Annotated in this window: 24 protein-coding genes; 12 read left to right on the top strand and 12 right to left on the bottom strand. The window is 61.1% G+C overall.

Features of this window, described 5'->3' with window-relative positions; translation table 11 throughout:
- Positions 1–2 precede the first annotated feature (2 nt).
- The 8 genes from AB7813_RS27065 to urtA all read right to left on the bottom strand — a co-directional run bounded on the left by AB7813_RS27065 (position 3) and on the right by urtA (position 7,419).
- The gene (locus AB7813_RS27065) at positions 3–308 is read right to left on the bottom strand and encodes an urease subunit beta (RefSeq protein ID WP_441228848.1); all 306 of its coding nucleotides are present in this window, start codon (positions 306–308) and stop codon (positions 3–5) included.
- A 108-nt stretch (positions 309–416) separates the two neighbouring features.
- Positions 417–719 carry an urease subunit gamma gene (locus AB7813_RS27060; protein WP_068733936.1) on the bottom strand — a complete coding sequence of 101 codons (303 nt, stop codon included), beginning with the start codon at positions 717–719 and terminating at the stop codon, positions 417–419.
- Positions 720–738: 19 nt separating this feature from the next.
- Positions 739–1,593, bottom strand: coding sequence for an urease accessory protein UreD (locus tag AB7813_RS27055; protein WP_441228847.1), 855 nt, complete (start codon positions 1,591–1,593; stop codon positions 739–741).
- Positions 1,594–1,618: 25 nt separating this feature from the next.
- Positions 1,619–2,314 (bottom strand): urea ABC transporter ATP-binding subunit UrtE, encoded by a 696-nt coding sequence (gene urtE / locus AB7813_RS27050; protein ID WP_441228846.1) that lies wholly within the window; start codon positions 2,312–2,314, stop codon positions 1,619–1,621.
- A gap of 3 nt (positions 2,315–2,317) precedes the next feature.
- Positions 2,318–3,166, bottom strand: a complete 849-nt coding sequence (gene urtD / locus AB7813_RS27045) for an urea ABC transporter ATP-binding protein UrtD (RefSeq protein ID WP_441228845.1) — start codon at positions 3,164–3,166, stop codon at positions 2,318–2,320.
- The gene (gene urtC, locus AB7813_RS27040; protein ID WP_175366985.1) at positions 3,166–4,338 is read right to left on the bottom strand and encodes an urea ABC transporter permease subunit UrtC; all 1,173 of its coding nucleotides are present in this window, start codon (positions 4,336–4,338) and stop codon (positions 3,166–3,168) included. The genes urtD and urtC overlap by 1 nt, the downstream gene beginning before the upstream one ends.
- Complete coding sequence (urtB, locus tag AB7813_RS27035) at positions 4,335–5,945, bottom strand: urea ABC transporter permease subunit UrtB (protein ID WP_441228844.1); 1,611 nt, start codon at positions 5,943–5,945, stop codon at positions 4,335–4,337. Before urtB ends, urtC begins: the two co-directional genes overlap by 4 nt.
- 151 nt (positions 5,946–6,096) lie before the next feature.
- Positions 6,097–7,419 carry an urea ABC transporter substrate-binding protein gene (gene urtA, locus AB7813_RS27030; RefSeq protein WP_092149862.1) on the bottom strand — a complete coding sequence of 441 codons (1,323 nt, stop codon included), beginning with the start codon at positions 7,417–7,419 and terminating at the stop codon, positions 6,097–6,099.
- Positions 7,420–7,909: 490 nt separating this feature from the next.
- On the opposite strand from urtA, the gene AB7813_RS27025 reads away from it, so the two are divergent.
- The 3 genes from AB7813_RS27025 (at position 7,910) to AB7813_RS27015 (ending at position 10,248) form a co-directional block, all read left to right on the top strand.
- The gene (locus AB7813_RS27025; RefSeq protein WP_089261529.1) at positions 7,910–9,427 is read left to right on the top strand and encodes a DEAD/DEAH box helicase; all 1,518 of its coding nucleotides are present in this window, start codon (positions 7,910–7,912) and stop codon (positions 9,425–9,427) included.
- 24 nt (positions 9,428–9,451) lie between these two features.
- Positions 9,452–9,730: a translation initiation factor IF-1 gene (infA, locus tag AB7813_RS27020; RefSeq protein ID WP_068733922.1), complete on the top strand. Its 279-nt coding sequence runs from the start codon at positions 9,452–9,454 to the stop codon at positions 9,728–9,730.
- A gap of 305 nt (positions 9,731–10,035) precedes the next feature.
- Positions 10,036–10,248, top strand: a complete 213-nt coding sequence (locus AB7813_RS27015) for a cold-shock protein (protein WP_011474122.1) — start codon at positions 10,036–10,038, stop codon at positions 10,246–10,248.
- Positions 10,249–10,400: 152 nt separating this feature from the next.
- Here the strand turns inward: AB7813_RS27015 and AB7813_RS27010 are convergent, their stop codons facing one another.
- From AB7813_RS27010 to AB7813_RS26995, 4 genes are all read right to left on the bottom strand, one after another.
- Complete coding sequence (locus AB7813_RS27010; protein ID WP_175366987.1) at positions 10,401–10,994, bottom strand: TadE/TadG family type IV pilus assembly protein; 594 nt, start codon at positions 10,992–10,994, stop codon at positions 10,401–10,403.
- Positions 10,995–11,011: 17 nt separating this feature from the next.
- A complete protein-coding gene (locus tag AB7813_RS27005) occupies positions 11,012–11,560 on the bottom strand; it encodes a TadE/TadG family type IV pilus assembly protein (protein WP_120288699.1) in 549 nt (182 codons plus the stop codon).
- A gap of 178 nt (positions 11,561–11,738) precedes the next feature.
- Complete coding sequence (locus tag AB7813_RS27000; protein WP_120289175.1) at positions 11,739–12,236, bottom strand: pilus assembly protein N-terminal domain-containing protein; 498 nt, start codon at positions 12,234–12,236, stop codon at positions 11,739–11,741.
- A gap of 1,005 nt (positions 12,237–13,241) precedes the next feature.
- A complete protein-coding gene (locus AB7813_RS26995) occupies positions 13,242–14,069 on the bottom strand; it encodes a sterol desaturase family protein (RefSeq protein ID WP_089263571.1) in 828 nt (275 codons plus the stop codon).
- A gap of 285 nt (positions 14,070–14,354) precedes the next feature.
- Here AB7813_RS26995 and AB7813_RS26990 point away from each other — a divergent pair, with 285 nt between their 5' ends.
- From AB7813_RS26990 to AB7813_RS26950, 9 genes are all read left to right on the top strand, one after another.
- Positions 14,355–14,519, top strand: coding sequence for a Flp family type IVb pilin (locus AB7813_RS26990; RefSeq protein ID WP_089261533.1), 165 nt, complete (start codon positions 14,355–14,357; stop codon positions 14,517–14,519).
- Positions 14,520–14,822: 303 nt separating this feature from the next.
- Positions 14,823–15,347: an A24 family peptidase gene (locus AB7813_RS26985; protein ID WP_184514019.1), complete on the top strand. Its 525-nt coding sequence runs from the start codon at positions 14,823–14,825 to the stop codon at positions 15,345–15,347.
- A 121-nt stretch (positions 15,348–15,468) separates the two neighbouring features.
- The gene (cpaB, locus tag AB7813_RS26980) at positions 15,469–16,254 is read left to right on the top strand and encodes a Flp pilus assembly protein CpaB (protein WP_309947399.1); all 786 of its coding nucleotides are present in this window, start codon (positions 15,469–15,471) and stop codon (positions 16,252–16,254) included.
- Between the two features lie 17 nt (positions 16,255–16,271).
- On the top strand, positions 16,272–17,726 hold the full coding sequence (locus AB7813_RS26975) for a type II and III secretion system protein family protein (RefSeq protein WP_309947398.1): 1,455 nt from the start codon (positions 16,272–16,274) through the stop codon (positions 17,724–17,726).
- A 23-nt stretch (positions 17,727–17,749) separates the two neighbouring features.
- Complete coding sequence (locus AB7813_RS26970) at positions 17,750–18,484, top strand: CpaD family pilus assembly protein (protein WP_089263573.1); 735 nt, start codon at positions 17,750–17,752, stop codon at positions 18,482–18,484.
- Positions 18,481–19,749: an AAA family ATPase gene (locus AB7813_RS26965; RefSeq protein WP_441228843.1), complete on the top strand. Its 1,269-nt coding sequence runs from the start codon at positions 18,481–18,483 to the stop codon at positions 19,747–19,749. The genes AB7813_RS26970 and AB7813_RS26965 overlap by 4 nt, the downstream gene beginning before the upstream one ends.
- A gap of 21 nt (positions 19,750–19,770) precedes the next feature.
- Positions 19,771–21,228: a CpaF family protein gene (locus AB7813_RS26960; RefSeq protein WP_120288696.1), complete on the top strand. Its 1,458-nt coding sequence runs from the start codon at positions 19,771–19,773 to the stop codon at positions 21,226–21,228.
- Positions 21,229–21,238: 10 nt separating this feature from the next.
- Complete coding sequence (locus tag AB7813_RS26955) at positions 21,239–22,213, top strand: type II secretion system F family protein (RefSeq protein WP_120288695.1); 975 nt, start codon at positions 21,239–21,241, stop codon at positions 22,211–22,213.
- A gap of 10 nt (positions 22,214–22,223) precedes the next feature.
- Complete coding sequence (locus AB7813_RS26950; RefSeq protein WP_089261544.1) at positions 22,224–23,198, top strand: type II secretion system F family protein; 975 nt, start codon at positions 22,224–22,226, stop codon at positions 23,196–23,198.
- Positions 23,199–23,235 lie beyond the last annotated feature (37 nt).

Here is a 23,235-nt window from a genome sequence, read left to right as displayed (position 1 = left end):
GTTCACAGCTTCCCCATCACATCGCCGCGGAAGCCGTAAACCGTGCGCTTGCCGGCGAGTTCCACCAGTTGCACGTCGCGGGTCTGGCCGGGCTCGAAGCGGACCGCCGTGCCGGCGGCGATGTCGAGGCGCATGCCGCGGGCCTTCTTGCGATCGAATTTCAGCGCCGGGTTGGTCTCGAAGAAATGATAGTGCGAGCCGATCTGGATCGGCCGGTCGCCGGAATTCGCTACAGTCAATGTCACGGTCTTGCGGCCGGCATTGAGCTCGATCTCGCCGTCCTGGATGAAGAGTTCGCCGGGGATCATGTGACCTCTCGATTTTCTCGGTGTCATGGCCGGGCTTGACCCGGCCGTCCACGCCTTAGGCGCTGAAGATGGATGCCCGGGTCAAGCCCGGGCATGACGGAGTTTGAACTAGCGGATCGGTTCGTGCACCGTGACGAGCTTCGTCCCGTCGGGGAATGTCGCTTCCACCTGAATGTCGTGGATCATCTCGGCGATCCCATCCATGCATTGCGCGCGGGTGATGACCTCGGCGCCGGATTTCATCAGCTCGGCAACGGTGCGGCCGTCGCGCGCGCCCTCGACGATGAAATCGGAGATGATGGCGATGGCTTCGGGATGGTTGAGCTTGACGCCGCGTTCCAGCCGGCGGCGCGCCACGATGGCGGCCATCGAGATCAGGAGCTTGTCTTTTTCGCGGGGAGACAGGTTCATTGCAGGTCTCTGAATAAGTTTAGTTGAGCCACATGCGCGGCAGCATCGCGCCCGATCGCCCGAGCACCGCCATCATGTCGGCGCGCAGCTTGGACGCATCTTGTGCACAGAAGCGGGCCATTGCAAAGCCGTTCCAGCAGGAGATACCAACTTCACCGCCAGCGCCATCCGTGGCTTCGCGTAGCCGCTCAATGAGTGCTTCATCGCCGGGCACGATCAGCGCCGTGCCGATGGCCACCGCGCCATTGCCGATTGCCGGTCTGGCCAGTTTCGCGGCGATATCGCCATCCAGCCGCACGTTTTCCGCGAACACCAGCCTGCCACCGCGACGCAGGCGCCAGCGGTCGACGAAAGACCCCGTCTGCATCACCTCACCCATGGCCGCACGACCGAACACCACGATCTCGCAAAGCAAAAGCGTCGCGCGATCGGCCAGATCGATATCGATGCGCCTGATAGTGCGGGCCTGATCGAACAGGATGGTTTCCTGCGGCAGCCAGGACAGATGCGCGCCGGCCTCGGCCTTCAGCGCAATGTTGATCTCGGCCGCGGGACCATGGGAGCGATAGATCTTCTCGGCGGCCGCAGTGGACATGGTCAGGCGCGTGCCCTCGCCGGCCGCGATATCGATATCGAAACGGTCGCCGCCGGCCGCACCGCCGGCGGTGTTGACGAACATCGCCGACAAGCCGTGATCTTCGGGGGACGGGAAACGCACGCGCAGCGAGCCGGATTCATGGAGCTGGCGGCGGCGAGTCTTGCCCTCCACCAGATGCACGTCAAACTTGACCGCACCGCGGGCACGGTTGGCCGCAAAAATCGCCGAGGACGATGAGATCGCCGATGACGACAGCGTGGTGTTGTCAGCCTGCATGCGCTCCCCGGCTTTGAACCCGGCCCTACAGCGCCATCTGGCGGCTGATCTCGGCGGGATCGAGCGTACTGCGGTCGCAGGTGTATTTCACCGCGCCGCGATCCATCACGGCGAAGTTGTCGCCGAGTTCGCAGGCAAAGTCGAGATACTGCTCCACCAGGACGATGGCGATATTGCCGAGGGAGCGCAGATAGGAAATCGCGCGGCCGATATCCTTGATGATCGAGGGCTGGATGCCTTCGGTCGGCTCATCCAGCAGCAGGAGTTTCGGCCGCATCACCAGCGCACGGCCGATGGCCAGCTGCTGCTGCTGGCCGCCGGAGAGATCGCCGCCGCGCCGCCCCAGCATCGAATTCAGCACCGGAAACAGCGAGAACACGTCATCGGGAATATTGCGGTCGGCGCGCTTCAGCGGCGCGTAGCCGGTCTTGAGGTTTTCTTCCACTGTGAGCAGCGGAAAGATCTCGCGGCCCTGCGGCACGAAGGAAATGCCGCGCCGCGCCCGCTCGAACGGCTTCAGCGTCGAGATATCCTGACCGTCAAACGTGATCGAACCTGACGAGATCGCCTGCTGGCCAACCATCGCGCGCAGCAGCGAGGTCTTGCCGACGCCGTTGCGGCCAAGCACGCAGGTGACCTTGCCGGGCTTCGCCGAAACGGTGACGCCACGCAGCGCCTGCGCTGCACCGTAATAGAGGCTGATGTTATCGACCTTCAGCATATCTCACCTTCCCAGATACACTTCGACCACGCGGTCATTGGTCGACACCTGATCGATTGTGCCTTCGGCCAGCACGGTGCCTTCGTGCAGACACGTCACCTTGACGCCGAGTTCGCGGACGAAGGTCATGTCGTGTTCGACCACCATCACGGTCTTGTTGTCGCGGTTGATCGCCTTCAGCAGTTCGGCGGTCTGATGCGTTTCCACATCGGTCATGCCGGCCACCGGCTCGTCCACCAGCAGCAGCTTCGGATCCTGCGCCAGCAGCATGCCGATTTCGAGCCACTGCTTCTGGCCGTGGGAGAGATTGCCGGCGAGCCGATCGCGCGAGTCCGTGAGGCGAATGGTCTCAAGCACCTTGTCGATGCGCTCTGCCTCGCCCCGGCTGCCGCGCCAGAACAGCGTGCCGCGCACGCTGTGATCGACGTTCAGCGCCAGCAAAAGATTGTCATAGATAGTCTGACTCTCAAACACCGTCGGCTTCTGGAATTTACGACCGATGCCGAGCTCGGCGATCTTGGTCTCATCCAGCAGCGTCAGGTCGTGAATGCCGTCGAAATAGACGTCGCCCTCGTCCGGTTTGGTCTTGCCGGTGATGATGTCCATCATCGTGGTCTTGCCGGCGCCGTTGGGGCCGATGATGGCGCGCATCTCGCCGGGCGCCAGCACCATCGACAGATTGTTGATGGCATGGAAGCCATCGAACGACACATGAACGCCGTCGAGATAGAGCTGTGCGGAGGTGATGCGCTTCTGCCGGGCTTCCGCCTCGCGTGCCGCGACCACTGGATCAATGATAGCGGGCGCGTGAGACGGCGGCGTTGCCGGGGCTGGCATTTCAATCACGGTCATCACGCCTTCTCCGCCAGATGGGGTTTGGTGACGCCATCTTCCGCTGCGGCGCTATCGGCATTCGCGCTATTGCTGGCTTTGCGACTTTCCGACCATGCATTGAAGGTGCCGATGATGCCCTTGGGCAGCAGCAACGTCACGAGAATGAACAGCGCGCCGAGCATGAACAGCCAGTAGGGAGCAAGGGCGCCCGATGTGAACACCGTCTTGGCGTAGTTGACCACGACCGCGCCGAGCGCCGCACCGACCAGCGTGCCACGGCCACCGACCGCGACCCAGATGACTGCTTCAATCGAGTTCGCCGGGGCGAATTCACCGGGATTGATGATACCCACCTGCGGCACATAGAGCGCACCCGCAACGCCCGCCATGCAGGCCGACAGCGTGAACACAAACAGTTTGTAGGATTCGACACGGTAGCCCAAGAATCTTGTGCGGGATTCCGCATCGCGTATGGCGATCAGCACCTTGCCGAGCTTCGAGGTGACGATGGCGCGGCAGACGAGGAAGCCGACGATCAACGCCAGACAGCTCAGCGCGAACAGCGCCGCACGGGTGCCGTCGGCCTGCACGTTGAATCCAAGGATGTCCTTGAAATCGGTCAGGCCGTTATTGCCGCCGAAGCCGAAATCATTGCGGAAGAAGGCCAGTAGCAGCGCATAGGTCATCGCCTGGGTAATGATCGACAGATACACGCCAGACACGCGGGAGCGGAAGGTGAGCCAGCCGAACACGAAAGCCAGGATGCCCGGCGCGATCAGCACCATCGCAGCGGCGAACCAGAACATGTCGAAGCCGTACCAGTACCACGGCAGCGCCTTGTAATTCAGGAACACCATGAAGTCCGGCAGGATCGGATTGCCATAGACGCCGCGCGAACCGATCTGGCGCATCAGATACATGCCCATGGCGTAACCGCCGAGCGCGAAGAACGCACCGTGACCGAGCGAGAGAATGCCGCAATAGCCCCAGATCAGATCGATCGAGAGCGCGAGAATGGCGTAGCAGACATATTTGCCGAACAGCGCCATCAGATAGGTCGGCACCTGCAGCGGCGAGTCCGCCGGCAGCAACAGGTTCGACAGCGGAATGAGAATGCCGACCGCGGCGACAATCAGCAGGAAGATCGTGGCGCTGCGGTCCAGCGTTCGGGTGAGGAAATGCGGCGTCATGCTTCGATCGCCCTGCCCTTGAGCGCGAACAGACCGCGCGGCCGTTTCTGAATGAACAGGATGATCAGCACCAGGATGGCAATCTTGCCAAGCACGGCGCCGGCGACCGGCTCCAGGAACTTGTTGGCGATGCCGAGCGAGAACGCACCGACCAGCGTGCCCCACAGATTCCCGACGCCGCCGAACACCACGACCATGAAACTGTCGATAATGTAGCTCTGGCCGAGATTGGGCGAGACGTTGTCGATTTGGGAGAGCGCCACGCCGGCAATGCCCGCAATGCCGGAGCCGAGACCGAAGGTCAGCGCATCCACGCGCGAGGTTGCGATGCCCATGGACGCGGCCATGCGGCGATTCTGGGTGACGGCGCGCATCTCGAGTCCGATCGAGGTGTAGCGCAGCATCGCCAGCAGGATCGCAAACACGGCAAGCGTGAAGCACAGGATCCAGAGCCGGTTGTAGGTGATCGTGAGCTGACCCAGCTCGAATGCGCCGGACATCCATGAGGGATTGCCGACCTCGCGATTGGTCGGGCCAAACATGGTGCGCACCGCCTGCTGCAGCACCAGCGACAGACCCCAGGTCGCCAGCAGCGTTTCCAGCGGACGGCCATAGAGGAAGCGGATAATGGTGCGCTCGATGACGATACCGAGCAGACCAGCGACGATGAAGGCCAGCGGCACGGCCATCAGCAGCGAGTAGTCGAACAGGCCGGGATAGCTGGTGCGGATCACGTCCTGCACCACGAAGGTGACATAGGCACCGATCATCACCATCTCGCCATGCGCCATGTTGATGACGCCCATCACGCCGAAGGTGATGGCGAGGCCAATGGCAGCGAGCAAGAGAACCGAGCCGAGCGACAGGCCGTACCAGGCGTTCTGGCCGATCGACCACAGCGTCTGCCGGCTGTTGATGGCGGTGACAGCGCTGGCCGCGCTGCGCGCGACACCAACGGTCTGATCGGCCGGCAGACTGGTGAGCAGCGCCAGCGCGTCCTGATCGCCGCGCCCCTTGATAATCGCAATGGATTCGATCTTCTCAGCCTCGGTCGCATCTTCCTTGTAGAGCAGGATCGCAGCACGGGCCTCGGTGAAGGCCTGTTTGGCGACCTTGTTGGTTTCTTTCTCCAGCGCGGTCTCGATCACCGGCAGCATCGCGGTCTCGTGGCTCTTGAACACCGACTGCGCCGAGGTGATGCGCTTGGCGGGATCCGGCGACATCAGCGTGAGTCCGCCCAGTGCAGATTCGATATTGCGGCGCAGGCGGTTGTTGAGGCGCACCGCGGCGGCGCTGGCCGGCACTTCTGCGACGGCTTCACCGGTCGCAGCATCGGTGACCTTGCCGTCGGTGCCAGTGAGATAAACCTTCTTGCTGTCGGGATCGGCGGAGAGGCGGCCTTCCTGCAGCGCGGTGATCACAGCGAAAGCCTGCGGATTGCCGGAGGTGGCAATGATGCCCACGGCTTCGTCGCTGTCGGAGAAATCATCATTGGCGAATTTGGCGACGGCATCCTCGAAAGGACCCGCAAAGGCCGGAATGGCGGCGGCGACGATCAGCAGAAATGCAACAGCGATCGCGCGGAAACGATAAAGGAGATCAGTCACTGGAAAACCCCGGCCGAAGAAAAAAGAGAAGGCGACGGATTCACCGCCTTCTCCAGTTTTGGGAGTCTCGTGTCAGAAGAGTCTCGGGAGGATCATCATTGCGGGCGGAAAATGCCCGCAATGATGGAGAACACAGAACCTCAGAGCGAGATCAGGAACCCTGACCGCCGCACTTGTTGGTCTTGGTGTTGAAGTTGCCGCACTTCTTGCCAACCCAGTCGCCAATCAGGTCCTTGGAGCCGTCGAGCTCCTTCGACCATGCATCGCCAGCCACCAGCGCCGGGGTCTTCCAGACCACGTCGAACTGGCCATTGGCTTTGATTTCGCCAATGAACACCGGCTTGGTGATGTGGTGGTTCGGCAGCATCTTGGAGGTACCGCCGGTCAGGTTCTTGGCTTCGATGCCGGGCAGAGCGTCGATGACCTTGTCGGCTTCGATCGACTTGGCCTTCTCGACCGCCTTCACCCACATGTTGAAGCCGATCACGGTGGCTTCCATCGGGTCGTTGGTCACGCGCTTCGGATTCTTGGTGAAGGCCTGCCATTCCTTGATGAACTTCTCGTTCTCAGGGCTCTTGATCGACTGGAAGTAGTTCCAGGCCGCGAGATGGCCGAGCAGCGGCTTGGTGTCGATGCCGGCGAGTTCTTCTTCACCCACCGAGAACGCAACCACCGGAATGTCGGTCGCCTTGATGCCCTGGTTGCCGAGTTCCTTGTAGAACGGAACGTTGGCATCGCCGTTGATGGTCGAGACCACGGCGGTCTTCTTGCCGGCCGAGCCGAACTTCTTGATGTCGGCCACGATCGTCTGCCAGTCACTATGACCAAACGGCGTGTAGTTGATCATGATGTCTTCCTGCTTGACGCCCTTCGACTTCAAGTAGGCTTCCAGAATCTTGTTGGTGGTGCGCGGATAGACGTAGTCGGTGCCGGCCAGCACCCAGCGCTTCACCTTCTCGTCCTTCATCAGGTAGTCGACAGCCGGGATCGCCTGCTGGTTCGGAGCAGCACCCGTGTAGAACACGTTACGCTCGGACTCTTCGCCCTCGTACTGCACGGGATAGAACAGGATGTTGTTCAGTTCTTTGAACACCGGGAGAACCGACTTGCGCGACACCGAGGTCCAGCAGCCGAACACGACGGCAACCTTGTCCTTGGTGATCAGCTCGCGCGCCTTTTCGGCGAACAGCGGCCAGTTTGAAGCTGGATCGACCACCACGGCTTCGAGCTTCTTGCCGTTCACGCCGCCCTTCTTGTTCTGCTGATCGATCATGAACAGCACGGTGTCTTTCAACGTGGTCTCGGAAATCGCCATGGTGCCCGACAGCGAGTGCAGAACGCCGACCTTGATGGTGTCGTCTGCGGCTTTGGCCGGCGAAAATGCCGACAGGCCCAGAGCCAGACCCGTTGCCGCGGCCATCAGGCTGCGACGCGAGATCGGCTTGGCTATTGCGTGAGTCAAATTGGTAATCATGTGCGGTCTCTCCCTGACGCAGACGAAATCAATGCGGAACGGCCCCACGGCCGGCGCGTTAAGGAGATCGCAAGAAGTGTGCCAGCCCTCTAACACACGTTAAGCTATTGGGATTGTTCGCATGTTTCCGATTTTCGGAAAGCGCTGAGGTTTTCTTGTTTATTTCTTGTGCAGAAAAATTGATCATGCACACGGCAAACAGCTTAAATAATCGCCAAAAATTGCCTCATGTCTAAATTTCATGCAGCGGTATTTTGTCGCTGCTGTTAACCCTCTCGCCGATTGACCTTGAATCCGCCGCCTTGCTGTTCCATATCAATCGAACGACCTAGAGAATCATCAGGTCCTTGCGAGCCGCGTGTTCTGATCCCGTCTTTACTCTGATCTCCTCAGGGCAGTTCGACGGTTTCTGGCTTGCCCCTTCAGCTAACCAGAACTGACGCCCCAAACACGCGGGTGTCCCAGACACACTCGCGCGCTCCCTGGCCCCATGGTCTTTGAATCATGGCCGGGCGCCTGCTTTCACTTTGGAAAGATTAATCTTTTGACCACCTTTCAGGAATTCGGCCTCGCCGATCCCATCACCCGTGCGCTTAAAGAAGAAAACTACACCACTCCGACCCCGATCCAGGCCCAGACCATCCCGATTGCCATCACCGGCAAGGACGTGATCGGCATCGCCCAGACCGGCACCGGCAAGACCGCTTCCTTCGCGCTTCCTATCCTTCACCGCCTGCTCGAGAACCGCATCAAGCCGCAGCCGAAGACCTGCCGCGTGCTGGTGCTGAGCCCGACCCGCGAACTCTCCGGCCAGATCCTCGACAGTTTCAATGCCTATGGGCGCCATATGCACCTCGCATCGGCGCTGGCCATTGGCGGCGTGCCGATGGGCCGTCAGGTCCGCTCGCTGATGCAGGGCGTCGACGTCCTCGTCGCCACCCCGGGCCGCCTGCTCGACCTCGTGCAGAGCAACGGCCTCAAGCTCAACATGGTTGAGTTCCTGGTGCTCGACGAAGCCGACCGCATGCTCGACATGGGCTTCATCAACGACATCCGCAAAGTCGTCGCCAAGCTCCCTATCAAGCGCCAGACGCTGTTCTTCTCGGCCACCATGCCGAAGGACATCGCCGATCTTGCCGAAGCAATGCTCAAGGATCCCGCCCGCGTCGCGGTGACCCCGGTCGCCTCCACCGTGGAGCGCATCAGCCAGCGGATCATGCTGGTCGATCACTCCGCCAAGCCGACGATCCTCGCCCAGATCCTCAAGACCGAGACGGTTGACCGCGCACTGGTGTTCACCCGCACCAAGCACGGCGCCGACAAGGTCGTGAAGGGGCTCGAGCGCGCCGGCATCGCCGCCGCCGCGATCCACGGCAACAAGTCGCAGAACCACCGCGAGCGCACGCTGGCCCAGTTCCGCACCGGCGAAATCCGCACCCTGGTGGCCACCGACATCGCCGCCCGCGGCATCGACGTCGACGGCATCACCCATGTGGTAAACTTCGACCTGCCGAATATTCCGGAAACCTATGTCCACCGAATCGGCCGTACGGCCCGTGCCGGACGCGAAGGCATCGCAATCTCGCTTTGCGCGGGCGAGGAAATGGCGTATCTGCGCGATATTGAAAAGCTGATCCGCATTTCGCTTCCGAAGGAAGACCGCCGCACCCCAGGCCGCAACGACGTGGGGCCGTCGCCTTCCCAGAACCGTGGCGGTCAGCGCAACGGTCGCTCCGCCCCGCACGCACCACGCAGCAATGACGGAGCGCCCGGCAAGAACGCGCGCAATCGTCGTCGTCCTCATGGCGGCAACGGCGGCGCATCGCAGCCGAACCGCGATCATGGTCGGAACGAGAATGCGAGACACGAGAATGCACGGCATGAGCCGATCTCACGTCCGGCCAACCAGGCTGGAACTGCGACCAAAGAAGGGATGCAGGGCGTTGCCTTCCTGCACCGCGAAAGCCGACCGAATACAACCCCGAACCGCACCCAGCGGCCACGCTAACAGCCGATCGATCTGGAGCTAACAATGGCCAAAGAAGAGCTGATCCAGTTCGAAGGACTGGTGACCGAAATCCTCCCCGATGCACGCTATCGCGTGCAATTGGACGCAGGACACGAAATCGTCGCCTACACCGCCGGCAAGATGAAGAAGAACCGCATCAAGACGCTGGCCGGCGATCGCGTGACCATCGAGATGTCGCCCTACGATCTCGAAAAGGGTCGTCTGATTTTCCGCCACAAGGACGAGCGTCCCGGCGGTCCTCCGCGTGGCGCACCGCCGCGCGGTCAGTTCCGTCGCCGCTAAGCGCATCCAGCGTTAAACTGTCGACAGTTTAAATCGCAATGACAACCCATCCGCGCATCGGATCACTCGCGATGCGCGGATGGGTAAGCGTTCCTGACCGTTCGTGCGCAATCAAAAAATCGTGCGCGTCAGGATTGTTTTGAGGGGGCGCTTCCCCTAATATGAGTTAATCGATTTTCGGCCGGACGACATTATCTATCCCCCGGTGCAGCCGGTCTAGACTGACGACCCTTCCAAAAATTCGATGTCACCAGCCCACATCTGTTGCGTGGGCTACACTATATCTTTGAGAAGGGACTACCCCCATGAGCATGGGAACAGTGAAGTGGTTTAACGCGACCAAGGGCTTCGGCTTCATTCAGCCGGACGATGGTGGCAACGACGTGTTCGTTCACATCAGCGCCGTTGAGCGTGCCGGTCTCGGCACCCTGCGTGAAGGCCAGAAGATCAGCTACGAAATCGTTGCTGACCGTCGTTCCGGCAAGTCGTCGGCCGACAATCTCCGCGCCGCAGGCTAAACGATCATTCGCAAGCTTGATGCTTGCGAATTGATCGACTGAATACGAAAAGGCCGCGCTCTTGAGCGCGGCCTTTTTGCTGAAGCATGATCCGAGAAAGTGGACCGACGATCGTTCGCTGCAACTACAAATACGCAGCGCATGATCGCAAGTTACGGCGTGCAGCTCGTCACCATCACGACGCAGGACGTTTGCCGCGGCCGCGTGTACATCGCATCGGACAGCGTGAGCCCGCCCTTCGGCACGACCCAGCCGATTGTCGGCACGTAGGTATAGTTAGCCTCGCCAAGGATCAGATACTGGTTTGCCACATAGTTTCCGTTGGCGTCCTTGACGATCAGATTGGTGGGAACCGATACGACCGTGCCCACGTCCTTCTTTTGGTCGCCGCGACTCCACACAACTTTGGCGGTCTTGCTCGATGGATCGATATAGACTTGGCTGATGGTCGCCTTGAGCTGCGTCTTGTCATAAGGTGTCAGCATCGCATCGGCGATGATGAAGAAGTTCGAGACATCGGTTTCCGCCAGCGTCGTGTAGCGTGACGCCAGGTCGGCCATCCCCTGTGAGATCTGACTGACCTTGCGATCGACGGCAAAACCGTTGGAAACATCCAACATGCCGAAGAACATCAGGAACATCAGCGGCATGATCATCGCGAACTCGACCGCGGATACGCCTCTCGTATCGTCTCGCAACAGCAAGGCCCGTCGCCAGGCTGCCAGTGCTGCCATCCGCACGTGCATTGTCCCGATCCCTGCCATCACTGCGGCCCGGTCGCCGCTGTCGCGGCCAGCAGGCGCTTGCTGCTCGTCGTTCCACGGCTGATATTGGCGATGTTGTAGCCGAGGCCAGTCACATAAAGCGGCCACTGATAGAAGCCGCGCACGACCACCGTCTTGCTGGTCGGACAGGCCGGCGGCTGGTAGACAAGATTCGTCGACACATAGTTGCCGCTGGCGTCGATCGGATCCGAAATCGTGATCGCTGTGCCGGGATCGTACGAGCGCACATCGATGTCGATCTTGGTGCAATCCATCAGTGTCGATGCGCGCGCGCAGATCGACGTCTTGAAATCGACGGCTGTAGCTGCAGCGGAACACGTATAGACCGACCGCGCGGCATCCTGGACGCCGGTTTCAAGGACCTGCCCCGCCAGAAACACCATGCCGGTTTCCATGATGGCAAAAATCAGCGCGAAGAAGATCGGCGCGATCATCGCGAATTCGACCGCGGCCGAGCCGCTGCTGTTATGGCCGAAGCGGCGCAGGCGCCCGGCGAGCGTCGCCATCGAAATCAGCGGTAGCAGCATCTGCAAGTGCCTCGGTGATAGGAAATAACTACCGCCAAGATGTATCGGAAACAGATTGTTGAAGTGTTTCGCCGGATCGAGACAAGATGGCTCGCTGCGTTAACCCGCCATTAACCATGTGGCAGGACGCTTGCGATGGTGTCCGGCGGGATTGGTCTGACCGACGAAAAGTGGTGGCTTAGTTGCTCCTCGCCCCTATCGTCGCGGCCTGACTGCCGATGGCGCCGGCCTGATCCATCGTCGACTTGAAGAAGGTTTCCCCGTCACCCAGCGTCAAACGCCGCTCGCAATTCGCCGCGCAGCTATAGGTCTCCCGGCTCATACCGCGATAGACCGTCACGACCTTGTCGGTCGGCCCTTCCACCTGAATAACGCGGTCCATCAGCACGGAGCCCTGGCGATCAATGGCAATCACATTGGTGGCGCCATAGCTCTTGCCGGTGATGACAACCATGCCGCCGGCCTGCAGCGTCACATCGGCGATCAAGGGGTTGCCGACCACGATGGTCGCGATCTTCTCGGGAAATTTGACGAGCCTGGCCTGATCGACGCTGACTGCGATCAGATCATTCGCAGGAGCCGCAAAACCGCCCACCGGCAACAGCATGGTCCCTGCCGCCAGAGCACGGGCCACAAACACCGCGCGCATCCGCGCGCGCTTCGACTGAAACGACATCCTGTACTCCGGGACGATACAAGCCGACAAAAGCAGATACGCAGCGGTGCCGGCGCCCGACATGGCAAATGTGCCGTTAATTGATGAAGGAACTGGAAACGGCGGTGGCAGGGTGCATGATGGACGCTGTCCCGGCTTAGGAAGCCTGGATTGACTGGCATTCCGGGGCACTCGAAGGCGGCGAGGCCACTGCAGTGAGAACCTCAACCACTCCACCTGGAGCGGCGGGGAATCTCGACATGTTCAGCGCAAAACAGATCGGGATTCCGGGTTCGCGCACGTAAAGATGCGCGCACGCCCCGGAATGACAGTGTGGGGCGGCAAGACAGCGCCCAAACATTTTTTCCTATCTCCCGTTGACACCATCTCCGTCAGGTTTATATTCCCCATTGTCCTGCCCCACCGAGAGGGGCGATCGCGATCGTCACGTTCGCGGGGTGGGATGCGGTGGACGCCGGAGATGCGGCGTCACGCGGTTCACGGGTGACGTCTGTCTTCGGGCAGGACGGATCTGCGCCAGCACTGCCACTGGCAAGGAGACGGCTGGCCTTGGGATGGAAAGAGCCCTGGACAGTGTGACGGACGACCAAATCAAAACGCGTTCGGCTTACTCGCTTGAGGCTCCCTTCCCATCGCCTTGGGACTTTAATTCGGTGATCGGATCGTTCGCTGAGGCAAAGTGCAAGCAACCGAAAAAACACCGCAGGCGGAACGCTGGGCAATCGCTCGGCGCCTCCGAAAGTCCTGATGCACTCTAACCCTGCGGAAGACCGCATCGCATCAGGCCCAAGGGTGCAACGGGCACCCGGCGTTCCGCACGCCCTCTCACAGGGGCAGGGAATGCAAGAGACGACGGCGCCCCCGCGCCGCAAATAATGGGGGCGATGACGCATGTCTTCAGAGCAGTGGCTGTTTGACAGTTGAATCTGCGATGGCGCGTAGGCGCCAGAGGAATCCCTCCCTCAGCGCGGCTACGCCGCTTGGGGGAGGAGCAGGAAGAGCGTGCTACTGCTTGAACGGATAGGCCAGTTGCCCGGTGAATTCGGTCGGCAAAGGCTCGCCGTCGACACCGTAATTATCCGGCAGTTCACCCTTCGGCATGCGGAAGGTCCCGAACATGATGTCCCAGATCGGAAACGTGCCTGCGAAATTGGTGTTGCCGCCGCGCTCCAGCGACGTGTGGTGCCAGCGGTGGAACACCGGCGTCGCCAGCACATATTTAAACGGCCCGAGGGTCCAGTTCAGATTGGCGTGCACGAAAGCCGAGTGGAAGGTCGTGAACGGTCCGACCCACAGCATGATGTTCGGCGAGATACCGGCCATCAATAGCAACACGTCGACCGCGACGGTGCCGAGAAACAGGTTGACCGGATGAAACCGTGCAGCGGAGATCCAGTCGATCTCTTCCGACGAATGATGGATGGCGTGGTACTTCCAGAAGCCGCCGCCGTGATACATCCGGTGCAGCCAGTAGAGCATGAAGTCGGACACCACGAGAAAGAAGATCCCCTGTACCCAGAGCGGCATCTGCGCCAGCGGCCCGTGGCCGTTGTCGTAGAAGGCAATCAGTTCATCGGCATCGTGAATATTGAAGACGACGGCAGCGCCGACCACGAGGAGTCCGATCCGCACGACGCGGGTGATCAGCGGCACGAAGAACCAGTAGACCACGTCGGTCACGATCTCCGTCTTGCGCCACCAGTGCTTGCCGGGATTGCAGGCCCAGAAATGCGTCAGCACCGTAAAGACCACCGCAACAACCAGCGTGATCGGCACCACCTTCATGATGGTCTCGCCGAACATGTTCAGGACTTCCATGGGGAGTATAGTCATCGCGACCTCGTAGGCTCCGGAGGCCAAGAGTTACCGCGGTATGCTTAAGGAGCGATGAAGCGAAAAGGACACGCCTGGTGTCATCACACCCAAGTCATTCTAAAATCGCCTTAAGTAGGTATTTACCGTGCAAAAGAAGAGACAAATGCGACCGACTTTCATCAATCGAATTAACCGCACTGCAATTCCCCACTCCTAGTGTTCCCTCATGGTCACGGTGCTGAGAACGCCGGGGAGACCAGGCATCACGATCGACAGCCACGTGCACATATGGAGTTTTGTATTATGAAGAACCTCGTTTCGCGTTTCATGAAGGATGAGTCCGGCGCCACCGCTATCGAATACGGCCTGATTGCTGCCGGCATCTCGCTGGCCATCATCGCGGTCGTTAACGGCCTCGGCTCGAACCTGAACGGCAAGTTCACCTCGATCAACGGCTCGCTCAAGTAAGCGACTGTTACGAGTGCATCAAAGGCTCCGGTGTCCGGAGCCTTTTTTGTTTCGGAATGCTGCTGAGCCGTCGTCGTCAAAAGTGTAATGCGTATGAGACACCCCGACATTCCCCGCTCCGTCCTGCAGGGACTTCAGATCTCGCTCCGCGACCCCGCCGGCCTGGTCTGCGCCGCATTGATTCTCGCGCTGGTCGCCGTCGCGATTCGGATCGCCAGCGTTTGGTAAATTCTTTCTTGTTGTCCGATTGTTCATTTCTGCTGGCTAGGTTTTCCGTCGTCGCCGTAACGGGCCCTTGAAGCCATGATCCTCGATTTGACGCGCCTCCTGCTGTTCCCGGGCCTGATGGCCTATGCGGCGATCAGCGACCTTTTCACGATGACTATTTCGAACCGTATCTCGCTGCTGCTGGTGGCGGGCTTCGCCGTGCTGGCGATGTTCGGCGGGATGGGTCTTCACGATGCGCTGTCGCATCTCGGCGCGGGGGCGACCGTGCTGGTAGTCGCTTTCGCCTGTTTTGCGTTCGGCTGGATCGGCGGCGGCGATGCCAAGCTCGCCGCAGCTGCGGGACTGTGGTTCGGCTTCGACCATCTCCTGAACTACCTCGTTTACGCCTCGCTGTTCGGCGGCGCGCTCACGTTGCTGCTGCTCCAGTTCCGGCAGTGGCCGCTGCCCTATGCGCTCGGCGGCCAGGCCTGGCTGATGCGTCTGCATCACAAGGAAACCGGCATCCCTTACGGTATTGCCCTCGCCCTCGGCGCACTGCTCGTTTACCCCGACACCGGATGGGTGAAGACGATCGACCTGGCGCGTCTCGCGCTTCACTAAGATCGGAACTTTCTATTAACGCGATTTAGATACCGCTCATTAACCATGCTTTGACGAATAACTGGTCAACTCCCGTTACAGCGGCGGCAGCGTCGCGGCGTAATGTGGAAAGTTGAAGCGTATGAATACCGCACGCATTGTGGTCCTCGCCATTGCACTCGGCGCTGGCAGTGTGGCGCTATATCTTGCGAGCACATCGGACGCACCGCCGCCCCCTCAGGTCGCCGAAGCCCCGACAACTGACGTTCTCGTTGCCAAGGCCGATATCGCGCTCGGTCAGGCGCTCGGTCCCGATGATGTCCAGTGGCAGTCCTGGCCCGCATCAGCGGCGAGCACCAATGTCATCAGCCGTAACAGCCGCCCGGACGCAGCGACGCAAATCGCCGGCTCCATCGCGCGTTCGGCCTTCATTGCCGGCGAACCGATCCGCGAACCGAAACTGGTGCGCGCCAATGGCGCTGGCTTCATGGCCGCGGTTCTGCCGACCGGCATGCGCGCCGTCTCCACCGAAATTTCGCCGGAAACCGGCGCCGGCGGCTTCATCCTGCCAAACGACCGCGTCGACGTGATCCTGTCGAAGCGCGAACGCGGTACGGATCGCAGCGGCATTGAGGTCATCAACTCCGAGATCATCCTGAACAATATCCGCATTCTCGCCATCGATCAGGCGCCCAAGGAAAAGGACGGTCAGAATTCAGTCGTCGGCAAGACCGCAACGCTCGAATTAAAGCCCGAACAGGCCGAGTTGCTCGCCCGCGCGCGGCAGAGCGGCACGATCTCGCTGGCGTTGCGCGCCCTTGTCGACGCTAACGCGCCCGCACCGGTTGAAGATCCCAATGGCGGCAAGCGCGACAGCATTAACATCGTGCGTTACGGCATCCCGTCGACCGCGACCATGACGAAGTGATCAAGAGGACGCAGGCGATGAAGCGCATCACAACAGGCGGATCAATGCGGGCTCTTGCAGCCCGCGCGCTGTCGCTCACCGCCATCACGGCGCTCACGATCAATCCCGTATTGACGCCCGTTTTCGCGGCCGACGCCGCGTCCATGCAAGCCGGCAGCGCCGGCGCCTTGAACGCGAAATTCCTGCCGCTCGGCATCGGCAAGTCGATCGTCATCGACCTGCCGCGCGACATCAAGGATGTGCTGGTCGCCGATCCCAAGATCGCCAACGCCGTCGTGCGTTCGGCACAGCGCGCCTACATCATCGGCGCGACCGTAGGCCAGACCAACATCGTATTCTTCGACGTCAACGGCCAGCAGATCGCCGCTTATGATATCGCCGTCACGCGCGACCTGAACGGTATTCGGGCCGCGCTCAAGCAGACCATGCCCAATACGGATATTCGCATCGAAGGTCTCGGCGATGGCGTGATGCTGTCGGGTACGGCATCGAGTCAGGTCGAAGCGCAGCAGGCCGCGGACCTCGCGGCGCGCCTCGTCGGCGGCATGGACAAGGTCGTGAACAGCATCTCGGTGCGCGGGCGTGATCAGGTCATGCTCAAGGTCACCGTTGCGGAAGTCCAGCGCAACATTGTCAAGCAGCTCGGCGTCGATCTGTCGGCATCGATGAGCTACGGCACGTCCGTCGTCAACTTCAACAATAGCAACCCGTTCACGGCGCGCGGCGGCAGCCTGGTCTCCGATAATGCCCTCAAGGCATCCTTCGGATCGACACCATCCGTCACGGCGACGCTGAAGGCGATGGAAAACGCCGGCGTCATCCGGACGCTTGCCGAGCCCACGCTGACCGCGATCTCCGGCGAGACCGCCAATTTCCTTGCGGGTGGCGAATTCCCGGTCCCCGGCGGCAATACCTGCGATCCCACGACGCGGATCTGCACGACGCAGATCACCTTCAAGAAATTCGGTATTTCGCTGGGCTTTACGCCGGTGGTTCTGAGCGAAGGTCGTATCAGCCTGCGTGTCGGCACCGAAGTTTCCGAGCTATCGCAGGAAAATTCCGTCACGATCAGCGGAACCTCGATCCCGGCGATCAAGGTCAACCGTGCGGACACCACGCTCGAGATTCCGTCCGGCGGTTCGATGGTGATGGCCGGCCTTATCAAGCAGCAGACCAAAGCGGCCATCAGCGGCCTGCCGGGCATGTCGCAATTGCCTGTGCTGGGCACGCTGTTCCGCAGCCGGGATTACGTCAACAACAACACCGAGCTGATGGTCCTGGTAACGCCCTATGTGGTCCGCGCCGTCGCGCAGAAGGATCTCTCGCGTCCGGATGACGGCTTCGTGGATGCATCCGATCCGCAGGCCGATCTGCTCGGCAACGTCAACCGCATCTATGGCGCACCGCACCGCACCGAGCCGACCCAACCGACGCGCAGCTATCGCGGCGTTTTCGGCTTCATCACGGATTGAGACGGGGCAAGTATCCGATGACCATGATCAATCACACAGCGATACACTCTTCGCGCACACGGACCGCCACTGGCGCGCTGCTGTTCCTGGCGCTTGCGCTCGGCGGCTGCAAGACCGTTGCGCAGGACACCACGTCGAGCATACCGGACGATTACCGGCTGCGGCATCCCATCGTTGTCGAAGAACGGGCCAAGACCACCGAGGTCTTCGTCGGCAGCCAGCGCGGCGGCCTGTCGGCCACACAGCGCGCGGATGTCGTATCGCTCGGTCAGGACTGGTTGCGCGAAGGCACCGGCGTCATCACTGCGGAGGTGCCGGTCAATACACCGAACGCACGCGCCGCCAGAGAGTCTTATCGTGAGGTTCATTCGCTCCTGATGGCGATTGGTGTGCCCCAGAACGGCGTCCTGATGCGCAGCTATCAGCCGAGCGATCCGCGTATGTTGCCGACCATCCGCGTCAGCTACCCGCTGATCGCGGCTTCGGCTGGTCCGTGCGGCACCTGGCCCGACGACCTTGCGTCGTCGATCAAGAACAAGGGCTATCTCGCGAACAAGCCATATTACAATCTCGGCTGCGCCCAGCAACGCAATCTCGCCGCCATGGTCGCCAATCCTTCCGACCTGGTTCAGCCGCGCGCCGAAACCCCTGTCTATGCCGGCCGACGTACCGTCGTGCTGGACAAGTATCGCAAGGGTGAGAGCACTGCGACGACCTATCCCGAAGACAAGACCAGAATCAGCAATGTGGGCCAATGATTAGCTACGCGCAGAAAACCGCAGACGAGCAGCCCTCCGCCGCAACACCCGCGGCAGAGGAGCATATTGCGCCGGCACCGCGGGTGTCGGTGCAGGCGTTCTGCGAGACCGTGGAAACCGCTGCCGCTGTGCAGGCCGCCGCCGAGGACAGGCGTCTGGGCAAGGCTCACATCAAGATTCAGATGGGCGGCATGCCTGCGGCCATCGAGGCCTATCGGTCAGCACCGACGCCGAACGTCATTGTTCTCGAGACCGAACCGCGCGGCGACATTCTCGCTGGCCTTGATCAACTGGCGACGGTTTGCGATTCCGGTACCCGCGTGGTGGTGATCGGCAAGGTCAACGATGTCACGCTCTACCGCGAGCTCGTTCGTCGCGGCGTCAGCGACTACGCGATCGCGCCTGTTGCGACTATCGACGTCGTTCGTTCGATCTGCGGACTGTTCTCGGCGCCGGAAGCCAAGGCGGTCGGCCGTATCATTGCCGTAGTCGGCGCCAAGGGCGGCGTCGGCGCGTCCACCATCGCTCACAACGTCGCCTGGGCGATCGCGCGCGATCTGGCACTGGACTCCGTTGTCGCCGACCTCGATCTTGCCTTTGGAACTGCCGGGCTGGACTACAACCAGGACCCGCCGCAAGGCATCGCCGACGCGGTGTTCTCGCCGGATCGTGTCGATACCGCCTTCATCGACCGACTGTTGTCGAAGTGCACCGACCATCTCAGTCTGCTGGCTGCCCCTGCCACACTGGACCGCGTCTACGACTTTGGCGCCGAGGCCTTCGACTCGATCTTTGACACGCTGCGGTCGACAATGCCCTGCATAGTGCTCGACGTGCCGCATCAATGGTCGGGCTGGACCAAGCGGGCCCTGATCGGCGCGGACGACATCCTGATCGTTGCAGCACCGGATCTCGCCAACCTGCGCAATACCAAGAACATGTACGATCTGATCAAGGCGTCACGCCCCAATGATCGCGCACCGCTGTACTGCCTCAACCAGGTCGGCGTTCCAAAGCGACCCGAAATCAGCGCCAGCGAATTCGCCAAGGCCATCGAGACACCGCCGATCGTCACGATCCCGTTCGATCCACAGATGTTCGGCTCGGCCGCCAATAATGGTCAGATGATTGCCGAGATTGCGGCCAGCCATCGCACCACCGAACTCTTTCTGCAAATTGCGCAGCGGCTGACGGGCCGCGGCGAGGCCAAGAAGCCACGAGGATCCTTCCTGGGTCCGTTCCTGGAGAAGTTGCGGTCGAAATAATCCGCCGCATGGAGTGTTGTCGTGTTTGGTAAGCGTAGCGGAACAGATACGGATGTCCGGGCCGTCAAGCCCGCCAGCGCGCCGGAGCCCTCTCCCGGCGCGATGGCTGCGTCTGCGCCACCGGCTGTGTCATCGCCGCCGCTGTCACCCGCGCGTGCTGCACCAGCGGCCCCCGTCATCGCAGAGCGTCGCTCCGAAAATTACTATCAGGTCAAAGCCACGATTTTCGGCGCCCTGATCGAGGCGATCGACCTCGCGCAGCTCGCCAAGCTCGACGGCGAATCCGCGCGCGAGGAAATCCGCGACATCGTTAACGAGATCATCGCGATCAAGAACATCGTGATGTCCATTGCCGAGCAGGAAGAACTGCTCGACGACATCTGCAACGACGTGCTCGGTTACGGGCCGCTCGAGCCGCTTCTGGCGCGCGACGACATCGCCGACATCATGGTCAATGGTGCCGGCACGGTGTTCATCGAAGTCGCCGGCAAGATCCAGAAGACCGGCATCCGCTTCCGCGACAATCAGCAGTTGCTGAATATCTGCCAGCGCATCGTCAGCCAGGTCGGCCGCCGCGTCGATGAATCCTCACCGATCTGCGACGCTCGTCTTGCCGACGGCTCGCGCGTCAACGCCATCGTGCCGCCGCTGGCCATCGATGGTCCTGCGCTGACGATTCGTAAGTTCAAGAAGGACAAGCTGACGCTCGAGCAGCTGGTCAAATTCGGCGCGATCTCGCCGGACGGCGCCCAGATCCTTCAGATCATCGGCCGCTGCCGCGCCAACGTGCTGATCTCCGGCGGTACCGGTTCGGGCAAGACCACGCTGCTGAACTGTCTCACCAACTATATCGACGACGACGAGCGCATCATCACCTGCGAAGACGCCGCTGAACTTCAGCTGCAGCAGCCCCACGTGGTTCGGCTCGAAACCCGGCCGCCGAACATCGAGGGCGAAGGCCAGGTCACGATGCGCGAACTGGTGCGTAACTGTCTGCGTATGCGTCCGGAGCGGATCATCGTCGGCGAAGTCCGCGGACCCGAGGCATTCGACCTTTTGCAGGCGATGAATACCGGCCATGACGGCTCGATGGGCACCCTCCACGCCAACAATCCGCGTGAAGCGCTGTCGCGCTGCGAATCCATGATCACCATGGGTGGCTTCTCGCTGCCCTCGCGCACCATTCGCGAAATGATCTGCGCGTCGATCGACGTCATCGTACAGGCCGCCCGTCTGCGCGACGGTTCGCGCCGCATCACGCACATCACCGAGGTGATGGGCATGGAAGGCGACACCATCATTACGCAGGACCTGTTCGTCTACGACATGGTCGGTGAAGACGCCAACGGCAACATCATCGGACGGCACCGCTCGACCGGCATTGGCCGCCCGCGGTTCTGGGATCGTGCCCGCTATTACGGCGAGGAGAAGCGGCTCGCGGCGGCGCTCGATGCTGCCGAAGTCATAGCGCCGAACTGAGGAGCGAATGATGAACATGCAGGCGCTCGCATTGGCATTCATGGCCAGCATCGCTGTCGGCGGTCTGGCCTGGGTTTTTCTCTATCCGCTGTTGTCCGGCGAGAAGAAGGCCGAAACCCGCCGTGCATCGGTCGCGCGGACGGAGCCCGTGGCGCGCCAGGTCGACAGAAACCAGCGGTCCCGGCGCGAGCAGGTCGAAGGATCTCTCAAGGAAGTCGAAGCACGTCTCCAGAAGGAAAAGAAGATCCCGCTCGGAATCCGGATCGCGCAGGCCGGCCTCGACTGGAGCGACCAGAAATTCATGGTGATCTCCGGCATTCTGGGAGGCGGAAGCTTCCTAATGACCATGATGTTTGGCGGCGGTCTGCTCGCGGCCGCCGGTCTCGGATTCGCCGCCGGCTTCGGCCTGCCGCGCTGGATCCTCAGCTTTCTCAAGAAGCGGCGCGAGGCGGCCTTCCTCAAAGCGCTTCCAGATGCCGTCGACGTCATCGTTCGCGGTATCAAGGCCGGTCTGCCGCTATTCGACTCGATCAAGGTTGTCGCCGCCGACGCGTCGGAACCTCTACGCAGCGAATTTCTTGCCATCATCGAAACTCAGACGATCGGTATGCCGCTCGGCGAGGCTTGTGCGCGGCTCTATGAGCGCATGCCGCTTCCGGAGGCCAACTTCTTCGGCATCGTCATCGCGATTCAGCAGAAGTCGGGTGGCAACCTCTCGGAAGCTCTTGGCAATCTCTCCAAGGTGCTGCGCGACCGCAAGAAGATGGCCGAGAAAATCCAGGCCATGTCGATGGAAGCCAAGGCGTCCGCCGGCATCATCGGCTCGCTGCCGCCGATCGTGATGTTGCTCGTCTATCTCAGCACGCCTGAATATATTTCGCTGCTGTGGACCCATCCGACAGGCCGCCTGATGCTGGCGGCCTGCGTGGTCTGGATGTCCTGCGGCATCTACGTCATGAAGCGCATGATCAACTTCGACTTCTGATGGTGCTGGCATGCTCGATCTCCTGATAGCAAAGCTTCACGACATCCGTTTCATGACGATGCTGCTTGCCGCGATCGCGGTTGCAGCAACAGCCTACAGCCTGCTTACGCCGTTGTTCGCCGGCGACGGTCTCGCCAAGCGGATGAAAGCGGTCGCCAGCGAGCGGGAGCGGCTGCGGCAGCGCGAGCGGGACCGCATGGCCAAAGGCGAGAGAGTGTCGCTGCGCCAGACGCCGAAGCAACTCGTCTCCAAGGTTGTGACCGACTTCAACCTCAGCAAATGGCTGGCGCAGGAAGCCGCACTCGACAAGCTGGTCATGGCCGGCTATCGCGGCCAAGCGCCTTATATCACCTTCCTGTTCTTCCGCGCCGTCACGCCGATCGTGTTCCTCGTCTTCGCGATCCTCTATGTGTTCGTCATCTCGCGCATGGAACAGTCGATGCCCATCAAGATCGGCATGTGCCTCGGTGCCGCCTATCTTGGCCTGCAGGCGCCGATGATCTTTCTCAAGAATGCAATCACCAAACGCCAGCTTTCGATCCGCCGCGCATTTCCGGACGCTCTCGATCTGCTGCTGATCTGTATCGAATCCGGCATGTCCATCGAAGTCGCGTTTCGCCGCGTGTCCATCGAGATCGGAACGCAGTCGGTGGCGCTGGCCGAGGAATTCACACTGACCACGGCCGAACTGTCCTATCTGCAGGATCGCAAGGTTGCATATGAGAACCTCGCAAAGCGTACCGGATTGGAGGGCGTCAAATCAGTCTGTCTGGCACTAATGCAGTCGGAACGCTACGGCACTCCGCTCGGTCAGAGCCTTCGCGTGATGGCGCAGGAAAACCGCGACATGCGCATGAACGAAGCCGAGAAGAAGGCCGCCGCGCTGCCGCCGAAGCTGACGGTGCCGATGATCCTGTTCTTCCTGCCGGTTCTGTTCGTCGTCATTCTCGGCCCAACGGGCATCAAGGTCGCAGCGATGCAGTGAGGCCGGTGAGCTTGGCCTTGCTCAACGTCATTGCGAA

The sequence above is a fragment of the Tardiphaga sp. 20_F10_N6_6 genome (assembly GCF_052076045.1).
Lineage (GTDB): Bacteria > Pseudomonadota > Alphaproteobacteria > Rhizobiales > Xanthobacteraceae > Tardiphaga > Tardiphaga robiniae.
This window is presented reverse-complemented; position numbering and strand designations above follow the sequence as displayed.